The organism is Sphingopyxis sp. (assembly GCF_051861155.1).
In the GTDB taxonomy this organism is placed as follows: Bacteria; Pseudomonadota; Alphaproteobacteria; order Sphingomonadales; family Sphingomonadaceae; genus Sphingopyxis.
This window is the reverse complement of sequence record NZ_JBHYDE010000001.1, coordinates 175459-193754: the sequence shown is the minus strand read 5'-3', so window position 1 is coordinate 193754 and position 18296 is coordinate 175459. Positions and strand designations below refer to the sequence as shown.

Below are 18296 nucleotides of genomic sequence, written 5' to 3'. Positions count from 1 at the left end.
CTTGACAGCGCGGCCGTGCAATCATATTGCGCCCGCCTCACGATTGCCCTGTCGTCTAATGGTAAGACTGCGGTTTCTGATACCGCCTATCGAGGTTCGAATCCTCGCGGGGCATCCAATCCTTCCATCGCTGGAACAGGCCTGCCGCGCCGACGGCGCGACCGATCGTGCGTTTCGTTCGGCTCGCCGCGCTTTTGCTTGTCAATCATAACAGTTGAGTTAACTTGAGGGTTTCGGGACATATGCCGAATCGACCGAACTCACCCGTTCTGCCTGACGAGAGGAGTCTCCCCATGGCCAGCCTGGCCCCGATCCCCGACCGGCTCGATGCTACAATCGGCAGGATCGAATGGATGACGCGTTGATCGAGGCGCAGCTCCTTTCGCCGCGCCCGCGGTTTCGCACCGCGACGCGCGTGGCGATCGTCGGCGCGGGCTTTTCGGGGACGCTGCTCGCGATCAACCTGCTCGAACAGCCTGATGTCGAGGTGCTGCTGATCGAACGCGATCGGCACCGCATGGGCGCCGGGGTCGCATACAGCAGCACCGAAACGTCGCACCTGCTCAACGTTCGCGCCGGCAATATGAGCGCCTTTGCCGATCGGCCCGACCATTTCTGCGACTGGCTGGCGGCGCATGGGCTGGGCTGCGAGGCTGCGTTCGTCACCCGCGCGACCTATGGCCGCTACCTGCGCGAAACGCTGCGCGCGGCGATGGAGCACTATGGGCGTCGGTTGAAGCTGGTCGACGATGAAGTGCTCGATATCGAAGAGAAGGACGGCCAGGTCACGCTCGGGCTGGTCAACGGCGGGCTGATCGAGGCCGATCGCGCGGTGCTGGCGATCGGCAATCTGCCACCGCACGATCCGCCCGCGATCGCCGGCGCGCCGCTGCCGTCGCACCGCTATATCGCCGATCCCTGGGCCAGCGCGTTCGAGGAAGGGCTGGGCAAGCAGGCGCCGGTGCTGGTCGTCGGCACCGGGCTGACCGCGATCGACGTCATCCTGCGGCTGGCGTCGCACGGCCATGAAGGGCCGATCACCGCGCTGTCGCGGCGCGGGCTGCGCCCGCATCGCCATGTCGATGGCCTGCCGCGCCCCAAGCCCGTCCTCGCCCGGCCCGCGCCCGACCTGTCCGAACTGGTGCGCTGGGCGCGGGGCGAAGCGCACAGCCGCGACTGGCGGCTGGTTGTCGATTCGATCCGCCCGATCACCCAGATGATGTGGGCGGCCGCCGACGCCGACAAGCGCGCGCGCTTCCTGCGCCACCTGCGGCCGTTCTGGGACGTGCACCGCCACCGGTTGGCACCCGAGGTCGCCGACCGCATCGATACGCTGGTCGCGTCGGGCCAGCTGCGTTTTCGCGCCGGCAAGATCGCCGATGTGGCGGTCGAGCCCGATGCGCTCGCGGTGTCGTGGCTGCCGCGCGGCGAGGCCGATCTGGTGACGACGCGCGCGGCGCGGATGATCAACTGCACCGGACCGCAGGGCGATCTGCTGCGCTCGTCAGACCCGCTGGTGAAGCGCCTGCTCGCGGCGCGGCGGATCCGCCCCGACGCGCTGCGGCTCGGGCTCGACATCGATCGCGACGGCCATGTCGTCGACGCCGCGGGTCAGCCGTCCGAGCATATCCTGGCGATCGGGCCGATGACGCGCGGCGACCTGTGGGAAGTCGTCGCGGTCCCCGACATCCGCGGTCAGGTGAGCGCGCTCGCGCGCCGCCTGGTCAATGCCCATTGGACGGGCGGCGAGGGGCTTTAGGCCGCGCGCCGGAAAAATTTCTTCGCTCCTGCATCCGTCGGCGGCCGCCGCGCCGTCCAGTCGATGATCGGACGCGCGCCGATCCGGGCGGCGGCTTTGCGCGGCGGTTGAATATGTGCTCCCCGGTGCAGATCATCCCCGCCTTGCCCGAAGCCGCCGCCTGTGTTTCACCATGTCGATGCGGCATGCAGGAGAGAGAAGATGGATTATCTGATGGCCGCGACGGCCGCCGCCGCCAACCCGGTTGCCGCTGCCCCGCCCGCTGCTGCGGCCGCCGCGGCGCCGATCACGCTGCCGCCGCAGGTGATCGATCCGGCCGACGTGGCCGCCTATATCGACCCGCGCGACATCGCCGCGCTGGTCCCCGCGCCGCCGCCCACCACCGAACTGGTGGCGATCAGCGACGGCTTTTTCCGCCTCGTCGAAAATGCGACCTTTGTCGCGCTGTTCATCGTCGGTTTTTTCCTGCTCGCGCGGCTGCTTCATGCGTGGATGCTCCACCGTTCGATCCGCCGCGCGCTGGAGGCGAAGTCCGAGGCGGTCAGCCCGCTGATCGAAAAGCTCAACAAGCCCTATGAACATATCGGCGGCCAGAGCCCCGACGCGCCGGGCGACGACCGTAACGCGCTGGTGCTGATCGCGATCGGCCTGGCGATGGCGGGTTTCGGGGTGATCCAGGGGCATGAGGAACTGATCCGCGCCGCGGTTGGCGCCGCGCTCTTCCCGATCTTTGTCGGCATCGCCCTCCTCGTCCGCCGCCGCCTCGCGCGCGCCGCGGCTGCCGAGGAGCGCGCCGCTGCGTGATGGGGCAGGCGCCGATGAAGATTGGGCTCTCAACCAGCGGGTTGCCGGGGGAGATCGTGCCGCATTCCAGCTCCTCGTGCTGCGGCATGAGGGACGATTGCGCGCCTTCCTCGCCCGCGCCGCGGGGTGCGACGCCGACGATCTGGCGCAGGAAGCCTTTGTCCGCGCGTGGCAGCGCGCCGACGATTTTCGGGGGCAGGGGAGTTATGCGGCGTGGATCATGGGGATCGGCTGGCGCCTGTTCCTCGACCAGCGGCGCACCGCAAAGCGGCGCGAGGCGCTGGCGGGCCGCGACGACGATGCGCCGACCGCAACCGATCCGCGTGGCGCCAGCGACGCGGCGATCGACGCTGACCGGTTGCTCGCTGCGCTGTCGCCGCAGGAACGCGCCGCGCTTACGCTGTGTTTTGGCCATGGCTGGTCGCATGCCGAGGCGGCGGAGATTATGGGGGTGCCGCTCGGCACGCTCAAATCGCTGGTCTTGCGCGGGCGCGCCAAGGCGCAGAAGATGATCGGCGAAGGAGCGGACGCATGACGGCCCCGAATCAGACGGACATCGATGCGATGCTGACCGCGATGCTGGCACCGCCGACGCGGCCCGGTGACCGCAGCTTTACCGTCCAGGTCGAGCGCGCGATCGATGCGCGCGCTGCCTATGCGCGCGCGCGGGCGCGTTTCTGGCGCAGCTTCGGGTTCGAGGCGCTGGCGGTCGGGGCGCTGCTCGCGGCGCTGTGGCTGTTGTCCGCGGCGCCGCTGCCGGCGCCGTTTGCGGCGGCGGGACACTGGGGTCTCGCGCCGCCGCTGCTGCTCGTCCTGCTGCTGTGGTTCGGGGTGCAGCGCTGGCGGAGCGCCTGAGCGGCGCCAGCGCTGCCGATCAGCCGTCGTCCTCGCTGTCGTCGGTTTCGAGCGCCGCGGCCGCCGCCGGTCGCGACTTGCGCCCGCGGGGCGGCGCTGCGATCGCCGCCGAGGCGTGCGGCTCCATCGCCGCCGCGCCCTTGACCAGCGCGTCGAGCGAACCGCCGTCAAAGCCCAGTTCCTTCATCAGGCTGTCAATCACCGGCGCCTGCGCGCGATAGGCGAGCGCGGCCGACACGGCATTGCTGGCTAGGTTGCCATTGTCGCCATTTGCGCCATTCGCGCCGCCGCTTCCGCCGCCGCCCGTCTGGTTGATCCCGTCGACCTGGATGATCTTGATCGAATCGATCGCTTCCATCGGCTTGGCCGCCTCGCGCACGACCTCGGGCAGCACCTTGAGCAAAGCCATCTTGGTTTGCAGCGAGATCTGGTCCGACGACAGCAGGTTGGCGGCTTCGTTGATTGCCCGCTGGCCCGCGGCCTCGACCTCGAAACGGATGCGCGCGGCTTCGGCGCGCAGCTTGTCGGCTTCGGCCTGGCCCTCGGCTTCGAGCCGCAGCGCGGCGGCACGATTCGCTGCGGCCTCTTTCTCCGCCTCGGCCTCGACCTTAACCGAAATCGCGGCCCGCTCGGCTTCCTTGGATGCTTCGATCAGTTCGATGCGTTTCGAACGCTCGGCAACCTCGGTGTCGCGCGCAGTGGCGACCTGTTCCTCGGCGGCGACGGCGATGGCACGCGCAGCATCGGCTTCGCCGCGCGCCTGGCTTTCCTCGCGGCTCTTGTTCTGGATCAGGATCTGCTGTTCCTGCCGCGCCAGTTCGATGGCCTGTTCCTGCGCGATGCGTGCTTCCTCGATCGCGCGGTCGGCCTCGATCTGCTTGGCGTCGACCAGCTGCTTGGCCTGAATGCGCGCGCCTTCGGCCTCCTGGTTGCGCTGGGCCTGCTCGCGGGCGATTTCGGCGGCCTGCGCGGCGCGGCGCATCTCGACCTCGCGTTCCTGTTCCAGCCGCGCGAATTCATTGTCGCGCGAAATTTCAAAGCTGCGCTTGTCGGCCTCCAGATTCTTGGTTTCGATCTGGACGCGCGTATCCTGTTCGATGTCGTTCCGCGCTTTCTTGCGCAATTCGATCTGCTCGGTCAGCTTCGTCAGACCCTCGGCGTCAAAGGCGTTGTTGGCGTTGAAATGTTCGATCGACGTCTGGTCGAGCCCGGTCAGCGACACCGATTCCAGTTCGAGCCCGTTCATCGACAGGTCGTTCGAGCTGACCTGCTGCACCTTCTGGACAAAATCGGCGCGCTGTTCGTGCAGCTGGTTCATCGTCATCCCCGCCGCGACCGAACGCAGCGCATCGACGAACTTGCCTTCGACCAGATCCTTGAGCGCTTCGGGGTTCATCGTGCGCAGCCCCAGCGTCTGCGCCGCCATCCCGATCGCGCCTGCATCGGGGCGGACGCGGACGTAAAATTCGGCCTTCACGTCGATACGCAGGCGATCGAGCGTGATCAGCGCGTCGACATTCTTGCGTTCGACCGCCAGCCGGACGGTGTTCATATTGACCGGCATCGTTTCGTGCAGCACCGGCAAAACCAGCGCGCCGCCGTTCATGATGACGCGTTCGCCGCGAAACCCGGTGCGGACAAAGGCAATTTCCTTGGTCGCGCGATGATAGAGCCGCGTGACGATCAATCCCAGGATCAGGAGCGCGGCAAGCCCGATGCCGGCGTAAATAGCGATTTCAATCATGAATCCACCCGTTGCTGTCGATTCGTGCTTCCGCGATTGGAAGCCCCGGCACGGACATTAGGGTCAGTCGAGCCGGGGTAAATAGAAATCGCCGCGGGTGAAGGCTTTGAATATATTGCCTTCGATCTTGACCAGCAGCACCTTCTCGCCGGTCTGAAAGCGCTGATCATGTGAGTCGGGTTCGACCATGATCTGATGCGCTTGGCCATGCCGATCGACCACGCTTGCGCGCGCCGGATTGCCGACGCTCGCGGTTCCGATGCTGATTTCGGCATAAAGGCCGATCAGCTCGTCGCGCTCGATCGCGGTGGTCTCCAGCCCCGGCAGAATGCGCGCGACCAGCCGCGTGGCAGCGCCGGTCACCGGGACGGCGGCGATCGCGGTCAACGGCACCATCAGCAGGTTCGTGCCGGGTCCGCCGGTGAGCGCCGCCATCAGCTGTTGCAGCCCCAGCCCCAGCGCGCCGAACAGCGCGAGAAAGATCACCAGCCACATCAGGAAAGGCAGCCGGCCGATCCCGGCCCAGGCGAGCAGCGTATCGGCGAAGCCGACATCGCCATCGGCTTCGGCATGCAGGTCGCTGTCCAGATCGCCGGCGAGACCGACCGCCTGGACGGCGCCGATCAGCAGCATCAACAGCAGCGCCGCGCTGAAAACGACATTTTCGGTGGCGAGGAACGGATCGAGCATCAGCGTCTATGTGGCTGCGCCCGCGCCGCTTGGCAAGCGACGCGACGGGGCGCCGCTGCACGCGCTACGCCGCGTCCTCGCCCTCAATGCCCTGATATTTGAGCTGGAGATAGCGTTCGCGCGTTGCCAGCTTGTCGAGTTCGCCCGCCGCCAGATTGCGCGCGGCGCTGCCGATCTCGGCCTCAAGCATCTTGAGCCCGCCGACCAAAGTCTCGTCGGGGGTGCGCCCCGCATGCGCTTCGGTGCGCAGTCCCGCGGGGATGCGCTGATAGCCCGCGACCAGTTCGGGCAGATCCTCACCCACCAGCTTGCGGATGTTCGCCGCCGCGGGCTCCTGCGGGTCGAGCGTCTGGAGCTGCGGCGCGAGCAGGTCTAGCTGGACCCCGATGCCGTCGACCAGCGTGCGAGCCGGGGCAGGCAGCATCGGGCGCTGCGCTTCGAGCCAGATTTCGGTGCGCCCCGCGAGCTGTTTCAGATCGGTTTTGGGTAGATCGGCCTGCCGCGGTTCGGGAAAGGGCGCGCGTCCGAAGAGCACCGCGACCCCGATCAACAGGATGAAGAGTGCGAGCAGACCGGTAAAGCCGAGCGGCTGGATCAGCGCTCCGAACACCGCCGCGCCGAGCAGCACGATCCCGCCCGCGATCAGCATCCGGCCCAGCTTCTTGTAAAGATGCTGGCGGCGCAGCGCGACGCTCTTGGTGCCGATCGGCCGGCGGCGTTCGCGCGACCGTTCGATCGCCGATTCTGCCGAAAGCCGGATCTTGTCGACTTCGCTCATCGTCATCGTACGCCTTAGCCTTCGAGCGACGCGAGCGGGCTGTCGGCACCGCCGACGCTCGCCTGCGCCTGGCTCGCGCCCTCGGCGCGCGCGATATAGCCCTTCGACTTCGCGACCTCGCTTTCGAGCGTACCCACCGTCGTCTTCATGCTGTCGAGCGCCTTCAGCTTGAAGGTGTCGATCGCGTCCATCGTGTCATAGATATTCTGGAACGCGCGCTGCAGCGTTTCCATCGGGATCGTGCTCGACGCCGCCTGTTCGTGGATCCGCGCGGTGTTGTCCTTCAGCATCTTTGACGTGCCGTCGATGATGTTCGCGGTCGTGGTGTTGAGCGCGGTGATCTGTTCGAGCACCAGCTTCTGGTTCGTCATCGCCTGCGCGACGGTGATCGCCGTCTTCAACGCGCCGACGGTGGTGGTGCTGGCGCGGTCGACGCCTTTCACCAGCTCGATATTATTCTTTTTGACAAGGTCGAGCGCGAGATAGCCCTGCACCGTCACCGCCATTTGGGTGAGCAGATCCTGCGTCCGCTGGCGCGCATAAAACAGCGCGTTTTCGCGCAGCACCTTGGCTTTCGCGGGATCGCTGCCGTCGAGCTCCTCGGCTTTCGCTTCGAGCTTGGCGTCGAGCGTCTGGGCGATGTGGACCATCTGCTCCAGCTTGCCCATCGCTTCCCACAGCTTGCGGCGCTCGACGTCGATGGCGGCATTGTCCATCAACAGCTCGTCCTTGCCGTTGGCCAAGGCGGTGAGGACGCCCGAGATATGCGACTGGGCGCTGCGATATTTGGCGAAATAATTGGTGACGCTGCTGCCGAACAATTTGTCAAGCAGCCCGCGTTTCGACATCAGCTTGCCGTTCGCCGACGGGTCGAGCCGCTCGACGGTGTTACGCAGTTCGATCAGGTTCATGCCGATGTCGCTGTCGCGGTCCATCGCCTTGATCGGCCGATCGAGGAAGCGGTTCGACTGGTTCGCCGCCTCCAGCATTTCCTTGCGGCCCATGTTGGTGATCTGGTCGACCTTTTGCCCGAACGCGGGCGAGTTGACGTCCTGCGCGACCAGGTCGTCGATAAAGCCGTCGACGCGTTCCTCCAGCTTCGATTTCTGCTCGCCCGACAATGGGACAAGCCCGGCGGCCTTTTCGGGCGACACCAGCGGCACCGGGTCTGGCGGGGTCAGCTTCAGCTCGTCGGTTGCGGTTGCCGTCGCGGTCTGCTCGCTCATTCGTCTTCCTTCCAGCCACCCAAGTGCGTTAGGCGTCGCCCGCCTATATGGCATGCAGCACTGTGTTATTCAAGCATTACACTTGATTTGCCCTGTTCAGCCCCGGGGCGATCCACGCCGACAGGATCAGTTGCGCCATATGATAGACGAGGATCGGGACCAGCACCATGCCGGCGATCGCGGGCGGAAACAGCGTCGCGGCGAGCGGCGCGCCGACCGCGATGCTTTTCTGCGCGCCCGAAAACAGCAAGGTGATGCGGTCGGGCCGCGCCAGCCTTAACAGCGCGCCCAGCCCCCAGGCGCCGCCGAACGCCAGCGCGAGCAGCACCGCGACGGCGCCGAACACGACGCCGATCTCGCGGCTGTCGAGCTGGTCCCAGATGCCCGCGACCACCGCGGCCGAAAAGGCGACATAGACCGCGACGGCGATCGCGGTGCGGTCCATCACGATGGTCAGCCCTTTGTGCGCCAGCATCCACGGCCGCAGCCAGCGTTGTGCGAACTGGCCGACGATAAACGGCAAGAGCAGGATGGCGACGATACGCAGCGCCGCCGCGCCGCTGATTTCGCCCGCGCTGCCCGCGAGCGCCGCGAACAGCAGCGGCGAGGCGATGACGCCGATCAGGTTGAGCAGCGCCGCCGCGACGACGCTGGCGGCGACATTGCCCCCCGCCATGCTGCTCGCCGCGGTCGCCGACTGGACGGTGGAGGGCAGGATGCCGAAGAACAGGAAGCCGAGCGCGAGCGTGGCGGGCAGGACCGCCGCGGTCGCCAGCTGCGCACCGAGGCCGAGCAGCGCCATGAAACCAAAGCAAAAGGCGAGCGCGCTGCCCTGCAATTTCCAGTTGCGGATGCCGTGCAGCACTTCGTCGCGGGGCAGGCGCACGCCGTTCAGGAAAAACAGCAATATGATCGCGGCGGTCGACACCCCCTGCGCGATGGGAACCGCGGCGCCGCGTACCGGCAGCAGGCTGGCGAGCAGGATCGTGCCGAGCAGGATGGGGACGAAGCGGTCGGGGAAGATGCGGGCGAGCATGATCGGGAGCGATGGCGGGGTGATGGCGGTTTGGCAAGAATATGATCCTCCCCATCGCTGCGCGACAGGGAGGATCGTCGCCGACTTTCCCTAACCAACCCCGTTCGTCCCGAGCGAAGTCGAGGGACACATGGCGCCGTGCCAGCGTGTTTCGACTTCGCTCGACACGAACGGGGTGGGCGTTAGATAGAGCCAATGCCCAACATTCTGGTCCTCGCCGCACTGTCCGAAGAAGCCGACGCCCTATTTCCGGGTATCGGCACCCTTGATGCTGACCCAATCCCCATCCGCCGTCTCACCGCGCACGGCCACCATCTCACCATCGCCACCTCTGGTCTCGGCAAGGTCAACGCCGCGCTCGCCGCCGGCCTGCTCGGCCGCGCCGCCGACATGCTGCTGATGACCGGCACCTGCGGCGCGCTCGGTGCGGCGCCGGGCGCATATTGGATCGCCGAAGCGCTGCAACATGATTATGGTGCCGCCCATCCCGGCGCCTTCCGCCGCTACCGCGCGGGGGACTGGCCGATGGGCGAAGCCGGCGCGGCGCATTTTACCGCGATGCCCGACCCCGGCCTTGACCTGCCCCACGCGCGCATCGCCAGCGGCGACAGCTTCGTCGCCTGCCCGGATGCCGCCGCCGACCTCAAATCGCTCGGCGCGACGCTGGTCGATATGGAGGTCGGCGCGGTGGCGCAGGCCGCGGCGCGGTTCGGCAAACCGTGGGCCGCGATCAAGGCGGTAACCGACGACGCCAATGACGCCAGCGGCGGCGATTTTCAGGCCAATTTGATCCGAGCGGCGCGCTCTGCGGCCGCCGAAATCGAGCGCCTGGTAGCGGTGCTGTGAAGCGCTGGCTCGCCGCCGTGCTTCTGCTTGCCGTTGCGGCAGGCGCAACGATCATCCTGCTGACCCGGTCGTTTGCTCCCATCGCGCGAATCGGGGTGGAACGCGATATCGACCTTTTCGCGGCATGGCGCATGGGCGATGCCAAATCGGATGTCGACGCGATTGATGCCTATCTTCAAAGCGAAGGCGTCGGCGACGTGCTGCCACTCGCAGATATATTGCGCAGCGATGCGCGTTGGCGCCGCTGCGAAGCGGGCCAGCCCTTTGCGGTCCCGCCCCGCCGTCTGTGGTCCGCGATGGTGCCCACCCTGCGTTACGTCCGCGATCATGTCGTCCCTGCGGTAGGTCCGGTGCACATTGTGTCGGGATATCGCGATCCGATCGCTAATGTCTGTTTCAAGGGTGCAAGGGCAAGCCGTCACCTGCGTTTCGCGGCGCTCGACCTGATGCCGGTATGGCACCTGTCGCGCGAAGAACTGATCGCCAGACTTTGCCCCCTCCACGCTCGCACGGGGGCGCGCTTCAGGGTCGGCCTCGGCATCTACCCGGTGACGCGCTTCCACATCGACACGGCGGGTCACCGCCGCTGGGGGGCCGATTATCGCGCGGTTTCGTCACCCTGCCCGACGAACCCGCCGGGTCCGTCATCCTGAACTTGGCGAATATCCGATATCGACCGACGGTGGGGATTGACGCGGCTGTAAAAATCACCCTCACGAGAATCAGGCTTCGGGACGGGGCCAAAGCAAGGTAAGTGACCCCATGCGAGTTGACGGCGATTATCGGGAAGACGGCTATGCGACAATCCGGGGTCTGATCCCGCCGGAGGTCGCGTCGAACCTGTTCAAGCAGCTGCAGATCGATCTGGCGAGTGCGGGCAAGTCTTTCGAGACCTTTGCCAAGGCGCATCCGCTGTCGCGGCAGCAGACGGTCGATATATCGGGCCATTTCTACCGGCCGCTCACCACCTTCCTGTGGGGCCTCACCCCGATCATCAGCGAGATTACCGGGGCAGACATCCTGCCCAGCTATAATTATTTTCGGATCTATCAGCAGGGCGACATCTGCCGCGTCCATTCGGATCGCCCGTCGTGCGAGCACAGCGTGTCGCTGACGCTGGCCTACAGCGAGGGGGTGCCCTGGCCGCTCCAGGTCGGGTCGGTCCCGGTGACCGAGGAGGGGCCGTGCGTCGACGATTTCGGCGACGAGCCTTATGCGGCGGTCGAAATGCAGCCCGGCGATGCGGTGCTGTATCGCGGCATTGACCTGCGCCACGGTCGCACGGTGCCCAACCCCAACCAATGGTCGGCGCATTTGTTCCTGTTCTGGGTCGAACGCGGCGGGATGTTCGAACAGCATGCCTTCGACGCACAGCGCCTCCGGTCAGAGCTGGAACGCGTCGGAAATTTGCCCGCCTGAACGCTGGCGTATCGAACCTCACTCGTAACTGAGGTGCGTCGCTTTCCCGCGGAAGATCCAGTGCGACAGGATCGAATATCCCAAAATCACCGGCAGCACGAACAGCGCGCCGATCAGGATGATGCTGAGCGATTCGGGGCTCGCCGCCGCCTGCCAGATGTCGAGCCGGTCGGCGATCAGATAGGGGTAGAAGCTGTACGCGATCCCGACAAAGCCCAGTGCGAACAGGATGCCCGCGACCGCCAGCGGCACCCATGACAGTTCGTCCTTGGCGCGCAAGGGCCGGCGCAGGAAGATCGCGAGGCCGATAAACAAGGTCGCGGCGGCGATCGGGATCGGCAACAACGCGATGATCTCGGGCAGGCGGAACCAGCGATCGAAGATCCGCTGGGAGAGCAAAGGCGTCGCGATCGAGATGATCGCCATCGCCAACGCCGTGGCCCACAGGCTGACCTCGGCCCAGCGCACCGCGCGTTTCTGCAAATCGCCCTCGACCTTGTAGATCAGCCAGCATGCGCCGACGAAGACATAGCCGGCGACCAGCCCCAAGGCGGCGAGCAGGCAGAACAGGACGGCGGCGAGGCTCTGGTCGAACCCCAGCACATAGGCGCCGAGCATATAGCCCTGGCACAGCGCGGTGAGCAGCGATCCGGCAAAGAACGCATGGTCCCAGCGCTGCTTATGCTCGGGCGCCGCCTTGGCGCGAAACTCGAACGACACCCCGCGCAGGATCAGCGCAACCAGCATCAGCACGACAGGCAGGTAAAGCTGGGTCAGGATCAGCCCGTGCGCGACGGGAAAGGCGACCAGCAGCAGTCCGATGCCGAGCACAAGCCACGTTTCGTTAGCATCCCAGAACGGCCCGATCGACGCGACCATCAGGTCGCGGTTCTCGTCCTTTTCCAACCGCGTCAGCATGCCGACGCCCAGATCATAGCCGTCGAGGATGACATAGAGCAGGATCGACAGCCCCATCAGCCCGGCAAAAATGACGGGTAGCCACCAGGGGTCTACGAACGGGGTCATGCGGGCGCCTCCGATTGCGGCTCGGCCGGGCCTTCGGCGACGCCGGGCAGCGGGAACATCGGCTTGCCCTCGGGTGCCGCCTTGCCCAGCCGCGCGAGCCGGTAGAGCACCGCGATATAGGCGGTCAGCAACACCGCATAGACGGCGAGGTACAGCGTCAGCGAGCTTGCGAGCATTGCGTTCCCCACCGGGCCAACCGCGTCGGCGGTCTTGAGCACCCCGGTGACCAGCCACGGCTGGCGGCCGATTTCGGTGACATACCAGCCCGCGAGCGTCGCGACCCAGCCGCTGAAGGTCATCGCGACGAGCGCGCGTGCCAGCCAACGCGGCATCGCATCGACCCCGCGGCGGCGGATCGTCCACGCCGCGAACCAGGATAGCGCGAGCATTGCGACGCCGATCCCGACCATGATCCGGAATCCCCAGAACAGCGGCGCGACCGGCGGATGGTTGCCTTCATAGTCGTTCAGCCCCGGCACGACGCCTGCGGCCTCATGCTTCAGGATCAGGCTGGCGCCCGACGGCACGGCCACTTCCAGATGGTTCGTGCGCGCTTTTTCGTCGGGGATAGCGAACAGCACCAGCGGCACATGGCTGCGCGTTTCCCAATTCGCCTCCATTGCCGCGATCTTTTGCGGTTGATGCTCCAGCGTGTTGAGCCCGTGCAGGTCGCCGACGAAAATCTGTACCGGGATCAGCAGCGCGGCGGCATAGACCGCGGCTTTCAGCGTCCGCCGCACGCCTTCGCCGCCGCCGTCCTTCAGCCAGCGCCACGCCGACATGCCGGCGATCAGGAAGGCCACGGTCAGCGCCGAGGCGATCAGCATATGGGTCAGCCGGTACGGCATCGACGGGTTAAAGATGATCGTCCACCAGTCGGTCGCGTGGACAACGCCATCGCGGATCTCGTAACCCACTGGCGTCTGCATCCAGCTGTTGAGCACGATGATCCAGAACGCCGACAGCGTGGTGCCGCCCGCGACCAGCAAGGTCGCCAGCGTGTGGACCCAGTTGGGTACCCGGCTGAACCCGAACAACATGATCCCCAGGAATACCGCTTCGAGGAAGAAGGCGGTCAGCACTTCGTAAGCGAGCAGCGGGCCGGCGACATTGCCGACCTTTTCCATATAGCCCGGCCAGTTGGTGCCGAACTGGAAGCTCATCGTAATCCCCGACACCACCCCCATCGCGAAACTCAGCGCGAAGACCTTCACCCACAGGCGGTACGCGTCCATCCATGCGCCGTCGCGGGTGCGGTTATATGCCAGCTTGAAGCCGAGCAGCGCCCAACCGAGCGCGATCGTGATCGTCGGGAACAGGATGTGGAAACTGATGTTCGCGGCAAATTGGATGCGCGCGAGGAGCAGCGGGTCAAGCGCGTCCATTGTCGGCCTCCGTCGCCGCCACCGCCTTGCCGCGCCCCAGCATGCGATCCTTAAACTCGAGCGCCTTCACCACCCGCTCGCCGAGCCGCAGCAGCTGGAGCAACCGTTCATTATCGAGCCGCCGCATCTCGGCATACCAGTCGGTGAGCAGCTCGATCTGCTCGTGCATCGCCGCGATGCGTTCCTGTGCGAAACGGTCCGATGCGTCGGTCGCGGGCTCCATCAGCAACGTGCGCAGCGTCGTCAGCGTCGGGTCGATTTCGCGCTTTTTGCGTTCCTCGACCAGGGTGCGGAAAATCGACCACACGTCGCGCGGCGTTTCATAATAGTCGCGTCGGTCGCCGGGGACATGACGCAGCTGGACCAGGTTCCAGCTCGCCAGCTCCTTCAGCCCCATCGACACGCTGCCGCGCGACAGGCTCAGCGCCTCGCTAATCTCCTCGGCATGGCGCGGTGCGTCGGCGAGGAACAGCATCGCATAAATCTGGCCGACGGTGCGGTTGATCCCCCAGCGGCTTCCCATCTCGCCGAAATGCAGGACAAACGCCTGCGCAAGCGGGGAGAGCCGGAACGGCAGGGACGGGGAGGCCGTTGGAGAATCGGGGGCGGGAGACATATCCATGCCGGGGTTGATACAGCATGATTTCTAAAGTTTCAATAATTATTGAAACTAATGACGCGAGCGGCGTGGTCATTGCCCGGTGGCGCAAATCGGCGTAGTCTGCGCGGGCGATCGACCGGCGCCTGCGGCGTCCCGATCGGTCAGGCCCGCCGAACCGCAGCGGCGCGACGGGTGGCGTTTCCGGCTGTGCCGCTGCGATGCTTCCTTGAAGGAGGGTGCGATGCGGCGCGCTGTTGGATCTGGTCTGTGCGTTTCGATGCTTACGGCCGCGTTGGTGGTAGCGTCCCCTGCCTTTTCGGCGGGCGGCGGCGGCGGTGGCGGCGGTTCTGCGCCCAGTGCGTCGGCGCCGTCCTATGACCCCGCGGTCGAATATCAAAAGGGCATCGCCGCCTTTCAGGCCGGCCGGTTCAAGGACGCGGCCGGCGCCTTTCGCAAGGTTGTCGACGTCGTGCCGCGCAACGCGCAGGCGCAATATATGCTCGGAGCCAGCCTGCTCGGCGCGGGCGAGTATAAAAAGGCGATCCGTCCGCTCGACGCGGCGGTCAAATATGATGGAAAGCTGATCGAGGCGCGCCGCGATCTTGGCGTGGCCGCCGCGCGGTCGGGCGACGGCAAGCGCGCAGCGGAGCAGCTGGCCGCGATCAAGGCACTGGATGCAAGCTGTGCGGGCGCCTGCGCCGATGCGGCGAAGCTGGCGAGCGCGGCGGCGGCGATCGAGGCCGCGGTCGTGGCGGGCACCCAATCGTCGGCGCGCGTGCATCCCGACGTGCGCCTGGCCGATACGACAGCAGTCGATGGCGCCTACGTCACCGCGGTCGGGCTGATCAACGAGGCGCGGTATGACGCGGCGATCGCCCTGCTCGATTCGGCGCTGTGGAGCGCGGGGCCGCATCCCGACATCCTGACCTATCTTGGTTTTGCGCATCGCAAACGCGGCAATTTCGATCGTGCCGAGGCTTATTATCGCGCCGCGCTGGCGGTTGCGCCCGACCATCGCGGCGCGCTGGAGTATCAGGGCGAGCTGAAGATCGAACGCGGCAATCTGGCCGGCGCGCGCGCCAATCTGGCGCGGCTCGACGCGCTGTGCGGCTTCGGCTGCTACGAAGCCGACGAGCTGCGACGCTGGATCGCCGAGGCCGCGCCATCCGCCAGCTAGCCGCGGCGCTGGTCCTGGCGGTCGGGGTTCCGGCCGCCGTTGCCGCGCGCGGCGAAGCCCCGTTCGCGCGGGCGCTGCAATGGACCGCGCCCGGCGCCGCGCTGCCGATGCTGGCCGAACAGCCGCGCCAATGTCCGCGCGCCGATGCGCCCGCACCGGCGGCAACGATTGCCGCGGGCGAGGCGCTGTTCAACAGCCCGGCGCTGCTCGGCGGACAGGCGTCGAAAGCGGGGCTCAGCTGCGCCGCGTGCCATCGCAGCGGCCGGGACAATCCGCATTTCCTGATGCCGCAGCTGTCGGGTGCGCCCGGCACCGCCGACGTCACCAACAGCTTTTTCGGGCCGCAGCGCAGCAACGGCCGGTTCGATCCCGTCGCGATCCCCGACCTCGCCATGCCGGGCAAGGTGTCGCGCGCGCCGGACAGCCCCGATCTGGCGCGCTTCATCCGCACCCTGGTGGTCGAGGAATTTTCGGGCGCCGAGCCAAGCCCGACGATGCTCGATGCGCTCGCCGCCTATGTGCGGACGATCGGCGCCTGTGCCGCCGCCGATGCCAGACCGCAGCCGCGCCGACTCGCCGACCAGCTGCGGTTGATCGATCAATCATTCTTGGCAGCCAGCGCGCCCGGCGCCGCTGATCCGGCGCTCCGGCGCCAGTTGATTGCTGCGGCGCGGCACCAGCTCGGGCTGATCGACGAACGGTACGCGGCGCCGCGCCACGCCGCGCTTCGCCGCGACCTGGTGACGGCTTCGCGCGACCTTGCGCGCATTGGTGACGGCGATACGGGCTGGCGCCCGGCGCTCGATCAATGGCACGCGCGCTTTGCGGCAAAGCTGGTGCCACGGCTGCGCCAACGCGAAGCCGCGTCGCTCTACGATCCGGCCTATCTCCGCCGTGCCCTCGCGGCCCCCGCGCGGGCGCCCGATTGAACGGCAATTTTGTTGCGCCGCAGCACCGCTTCTGTTAGGGGCGCGGCGTTTCGCGGCGCCTCGGGCGCTGCCCCCTTCCATCAAGGCTTATCCCGCATGTCTTTGCGCAATATTGCGATCATCGCCCACGTCGATCATGGCAAGACCACTCTGGTCGACCAGCTGTTCCGCCAGTCGGGCACCTTCCGCGACAACCAGCGCGTCGAAGAACGTGCGATGGATTCGAACGACCTCGAAAAGGAACGCGGGATCACGATCCTTGCGAAGTGCACCTCGGTCGAGTGGGCGCCCAAGGACAATGGGGGCGCCGACCTGACGCGGATCAACATCGTCGACACCCCGGGCCACGCCGACTTTGGCGGTGAGGTCGAGCGCATCCTCAGCATGGTCGATGGCGTCATCCTGCTCGTCGACGCGGCCGAAGGCCCGATGCCGCAGACCAAGTTCGTGACCGGCAAGGCGCTCGCGCTCGGGCTCAAGCCGATCGTCGTCGTCAACAAGATCGACCGCAGCGACGCGCGCGCCGCCGAAGTGCTCGACGAAGTGTTCGAACTGTTCCTGACACTCGAAGCCAATGACGAACAGCTTGATTTCCCGATCCTTTATGCCTCGGGCCGCGGCGGTTTCGCCTCGGACAGCCCCGATGCGCGCGAAGGTACGCTCGAGCCGCTGTTCAAGACGATCGTCAGCCATGTGCCGACCCCGGGCCTGCCCGAAGACGCGCCCTTCACCTTCCTCGCGACGCTGCTCGACCGCGACAACTTCATCGGCCGCATCCTGACCGGCCGCGTCCAGTCGGGGACGGTCAAGGTCAACCAGCCGATCCACGCGATCGACATGGACGGCAAGGTCATCGAAACCGGCCGCGCGTCGAAGCTGCTGGCGTTCCGCGGGCTCGATCGCGTTCCGGTCGAGGAAGCACGCGCGGGCGACATCGTCGCGATCGCGGGCCTCGCGCAGGCGACCGTCGCCAACACGATCGCCGATACCAGCGTCAGCACCCCGATCGCCGCGCAGCCGATCGATCCGCCGACGCTGTCGATGCGCTTTGCCGTCAATGATTCGCCGATGGCGGGCCGCGAGGGCAGCAAGGTGACGAGCCGCATGATCCGCGACCGCCTGTTCCGCGAAGCCGAAACCAACGTCGCGATCCGCATCACCGAAAGCGCCGACAAGGACAGCTTCGAAGTCGCGGGCCGCGGCGAGCTTCAGCTCGGGGTGCTCATCGAAACGATGCGCCGCGAAGGCTTCGAACTCGGCATCAGCCGTCCGAAGGTTCTCTATGGCGAGGACGAGGCCGGCAAGCGCACCGAACCCTATGAAACCGTCGTCATCGACGTCGACGACGAACATAGCGGCACGGTCGTCGAGAAGATGCAGGTCCGCAAGGCCGACCTCACCGACATGCGTCCGTCGGGCGGCGGCAAGACGCGCATCACCTTCAGCGGCCCGTCGCGCGGCCTGATCGGCTATCATGGCGAATTCCTGTCCGACACGCGCGGCACCGGGATCATGAACCGCCTGTTCGAGAAATACGGCCCGTACAAGGGCGTGATCGAAGGCCGCAAGAATGGCGTCCTGATCTCGAACGGCAATGGCGAAGCCGTCGCCTACGCGCTTGGCCCCTTGGAAGAACGCGGCATCCTCTTCGTCTCGCCTGGCGAAGCGCTCTATGAGGGGATGATCATCGGCGAAAATGCCAAGCCCGACGACCTCGAAGTCAACCCGATGAAGTCGAAGCAGCTGACGAACTTCCGTTCGACGGGCAAGGACGACGCGATCCGCCTGACCCCGCCGAAGCGGATGACGCTCGAACAGGCGATCGCCTATATCGACGATGACGAGATGGTCGAAGTGACCCCGAAGAACATCCGCATCCGCAAGGCGCTGCTCGACCCGCACGAGCGCAAGAAGGCGTCGCGCAAGAAGGAAGCGGCATAAGATACAAACCGGCGGCCCCAAAGGCCGCCGGTTTTTCTTTGCGAGATCGCTCGACACGAACGGTTACAGGGGGTGACCGG

18 protein-coding genes and 1 tRNA gene are annotated in these 18296 nt (G+C 66.5%); 11 read left to right on the top strand and 8 right to left on the bottom strand.

From position 1 onward, the window contains the following. Nucleotides 1-44 precede the first annotated feature (44 nt). The 5 genes from ACTIFP_RS00920 to ACTIFP_RS00900 all read left to right on the top strand — a co-directional run bounded on the left by ACTIFP_RS00920 (nucleotide 45) and on the right by ACTIFP_RS00900 (nucleotide 3418). Nucleotides 45-118: transfer RNA gene (locus ACTIFP_RS00920), tRNA-Gln, on the top strand. 231 nt (nucleotides 119-349) lie between these two features. Continuing rightward, nucleotides 350-1759 (top strand): FAD/NAD(P)-binding protein, encoded by a 1410-nt coding sequence (locus ACTIFP_RS00915; protein ID WP_439566844.1) that lies wholly within the window; start codon nucleotides 350-352, stop codon nucleotides 1757-1759. 201 nt (nucleotides 1760-1960) lie between these two features. Beyond that, nucleotides 1961-2563 carry a hypothetical protein gene (locus ACTIFP_RS00910; RefSeq protein ID WP_439566843.1) on the top strand — a complete coding sequence of 201 codons (603 nt, stop codon included), beginning with the start codon at nucleotides 1961-1963 and terminating at the stop codon, nucleotides 2561-2563. Beyond that, nucleotides 2466-3098 carry an RNA polymerase sigma factor gene (locus ACTIFP_RS00905; RefSeq protein ID WP_439566842.1) on the top strand — a complete coding sequence of 211 codons (633 nt, stop codon included), beginning with the start codon at nucleotides 2466-2468 and terminating at the stop codon, nucleotides 3096-3098. The genes ACTIFP_RS00910 and ACTIFP_RS00905 overlap by 98 nt, the downstream gene beginning before the upstream one ends. Next, complete coding sequence (locus tag ACTIFP_RS00900; RefSeq protein WP_439566841.1) at nucleotides 3095-3418, top strand: hypothetical protein; 324 nt, start codon at nucleotides 3095-3097, stop codon at nucleotides 3416-3418. The genes ACTIFP_RS00905 and ACTIFP_RS00900 overlap by 4 nt, the downstream gene beginning before the upstream one ends. Nucleotides 3419-3437: 19 nt before the next feature. On the opposite strand, the gene ACTIFP_RS00895 is transcribed toward ACTIFP_RS00900, so the two are convergent. The 5 genes from ACTIFP_RS00895 to ACTIFP_RS00875 form a co-directional block, all read right to left on the bottom strand. After that, nucleotides 3438-5162 carry a flotillin family protein gene (locus ACTIFP_RS00895; RefSeq protein ID WP_439566840.1) on the bottom strand — a complete coding sequence of 575 codons (1725 nt, stop codon included), beginning with the start codon at nucleotides 5160-5162 and terminating at the stop codon, nucleotides 3438-3440. A gap of 63 nt (nucleotides 5163-5225) precedes the next feature. Next, on the bottom strand, nucleotides 5226-5852 hold the full coding sequence (locus ACTIFP_RS00890) for a YqiJ family protein (protein WP_439566839.1): 627 nt from the start codon (nucleotides 5850-5852) through the stop codon (nucleotides 5226-5228). A gap of 64 nt (nucleotides 5853-5916) precedes the next feature. Further along, a complete protein-coding gene (locus ACTIFP_RS00885) occupies nucleotides 5917-6630 on the bottom strand; it encodes a hypothetical protein (protein WP_439566838.1) in 714 nt (237 codons plus the stop codon). A gap of 14 nt (nucleotides 6631-6644) precedes the next feature. Next, entirely contained in the window at nucleotides 6645-7856 is a 1212-nt protein-coding gene (locus tag ACTIFP_RS00880) for a toxic anion resistance protein (RefSeq protein WP_439566837.1), read from the bottom strand. A gap of 76 nt (nucleotides 7857-7932) precedes the next feature. Beyond that, the gene (locus tag ACTIFP_RS00875; RefSeq protein WP_439566836.1) at nucleotides 7933-8892 is read right to left on the bottom strand and encodes a bile acid:sodium symporter family protein; all 960 of its coding nucleotides are present in this window, start codon (nucleotides 8890-8892) and stop codon (nucleotides 7933-7935) included. 195 nt (nucleotides 8893-9087) lie between these two features. On the opposite strand from ACTIFP_RS00875, the gene ACTIFP_RS00870 reads away from it, so the two are divergent. The 3 genes from ACTIFP_RS00870 (at nucleotide 9088) to ACTIFP_RS00860 (ending at nucleotide 11157) form a co-directional block, all read left to right on the top strand. Beyond that, nucleotides 9088-9738, top strand: coding sequence for a 5'-methylthioadenosine/S-adenosylhomocysteine nucleosidase family protein (locus ACTIFP_RS00870; RefSeq protein ID WP_439566835.1), 651 nt, complete (start codon nucleotides 9088-9090; stop codon nucleotides 9736-9738). 95 nt (nucleotides 9739-9833) lie between these two features. After that, nucleotides 9834-10391: a D-Ala-D-Ala carboxypeptidase family metallohydrolase gene (locus ACTIFP_RS00865; RefSeq protein WP_439566834.1), complete on the top strand. Its 558-nt coding sequence runs from the start codon at nucleotides 9834-9836 to the stop codon at nucleotides 10389-10391. 109 nt (nucleotides 10392-10500) lie between these two features. Beyond that, the gene (locus tag ACTIFP_RS00860; protein WP_439566833.1) at nucleotides 10501-11157 is read left to right on the top strand and encodes a hypothetical protein; all 657 of its coding nucleotides are present in this window, start codon (nucleotides 10501-10503) and stop codon (nucleotides 11155-11157) included. Between the two features lie 18 nt (nucleotides 11158-11175). Here the strand turns inward: ACTIFP_RS00860 and ACTIFP_RS00855 are convergent, their stop codons facing one another. From ACTIFP_RS00855 to ACTIFP_RS00845, 3 genes are read right to left on the bottom strand one after another with little or no spacing between them, the layout of a single operon-like run. Beyond that, nucleotides 11176-12183, bottom strand: a complete 1008-nt coding sequence (locus tag ACTIFP_RS00855) for a cytochrome d ubiquinol oxidase subunit II (RefSeq protein WP_439566832.1) — start codon at nucleotides 12181-12183, stop codon at nucleotides 11176-11178. Continuing rightward, nucleotides 12180-13568, bottom strand: coding sequence for a cytochrome ubiquinol oxidase subunit I (locus ACTIFP_RS00850; protein WP_439566831.1), 1389 nt, complete (start codon nucleotides 13566-13568; stop codon nucleotides 12180-12182). The genes ACTIFP_RS00855 and ACTIFP_RS00850 overlap by 4 nt, the downstream gene beginning before the upstream one ends. Then, the gene (locus ACTIFP_RS00845; protein WP_439566830.1) at nucleotides 13555-14091 is read right to left on the bottom strand and encodes a GbsR/MarR family transcriptional regulator; all 537 of its coding nucleotides are present in this window, start codon (nucleotides 14089-14091) and stop codon (nucleotides 13555-13557) included. Before ACTIFP_RS00845 ends, ACTIFP_RS00850 begins: the two co-directional genes overlap by 14 nt. A 355-nt stretch (nucleotides 14092-14446) precedes the next feature. Here ACTIFP_RS00845 and ACTIFP_RS00840 point away from each other — a divergent pair, with 355 nt between their 5' ends. The 3 genes from ACTIFP_RS00840 to typA all read left to right on the top strand — a co-directional run bounded on the left by ACTIFP_RS00840 (nucleotide 14447) and on the right by typA (nucleotide 18216). After that, nucleotides 14447-15346 carry a tetratricopeptide repeat protein gene (locus ACTIFP_RS00840; protein WP_439566829.1) on the top strand — a complete coding sequence of 300 codons (900 nt, stop codon included), beginning with the start codon at nucleotides 14447-14449 and terminating at the stop codon, nucleotides 15344-15346. Next, the gene (locus ACTIFP_RS00835; protein ID WP_439566828.1) at nucleotides 15274-16275 is read left to right on the top strand and encodes a hypothetical protein; all 1002 of its coding nucleotides are present in this window, start codon (nucleotides 15274-15276) and stop codon (nucleotides 16273-16275) included. Before ACTIFP_RS00840 ends, ACTIFP_RS00835 begins: the two co-directional genes overlap by 73 nt. A 96-nt stretch (nucleotides 16276-16371) precedes the next feature. Beyond that, nucleotides 16372-18216, top strand: coding sequence for a translational GTPase TypA (gene typA / locus ACTIFP_RS00830; RefSeq protein WP_439566827.1), 1845 nt, complete (start codon nucleotides 16372-16374; stop codon nucleotides 18214-18216). Nucleotides 18217-18296: the final 80 nt, after the last annotated feature.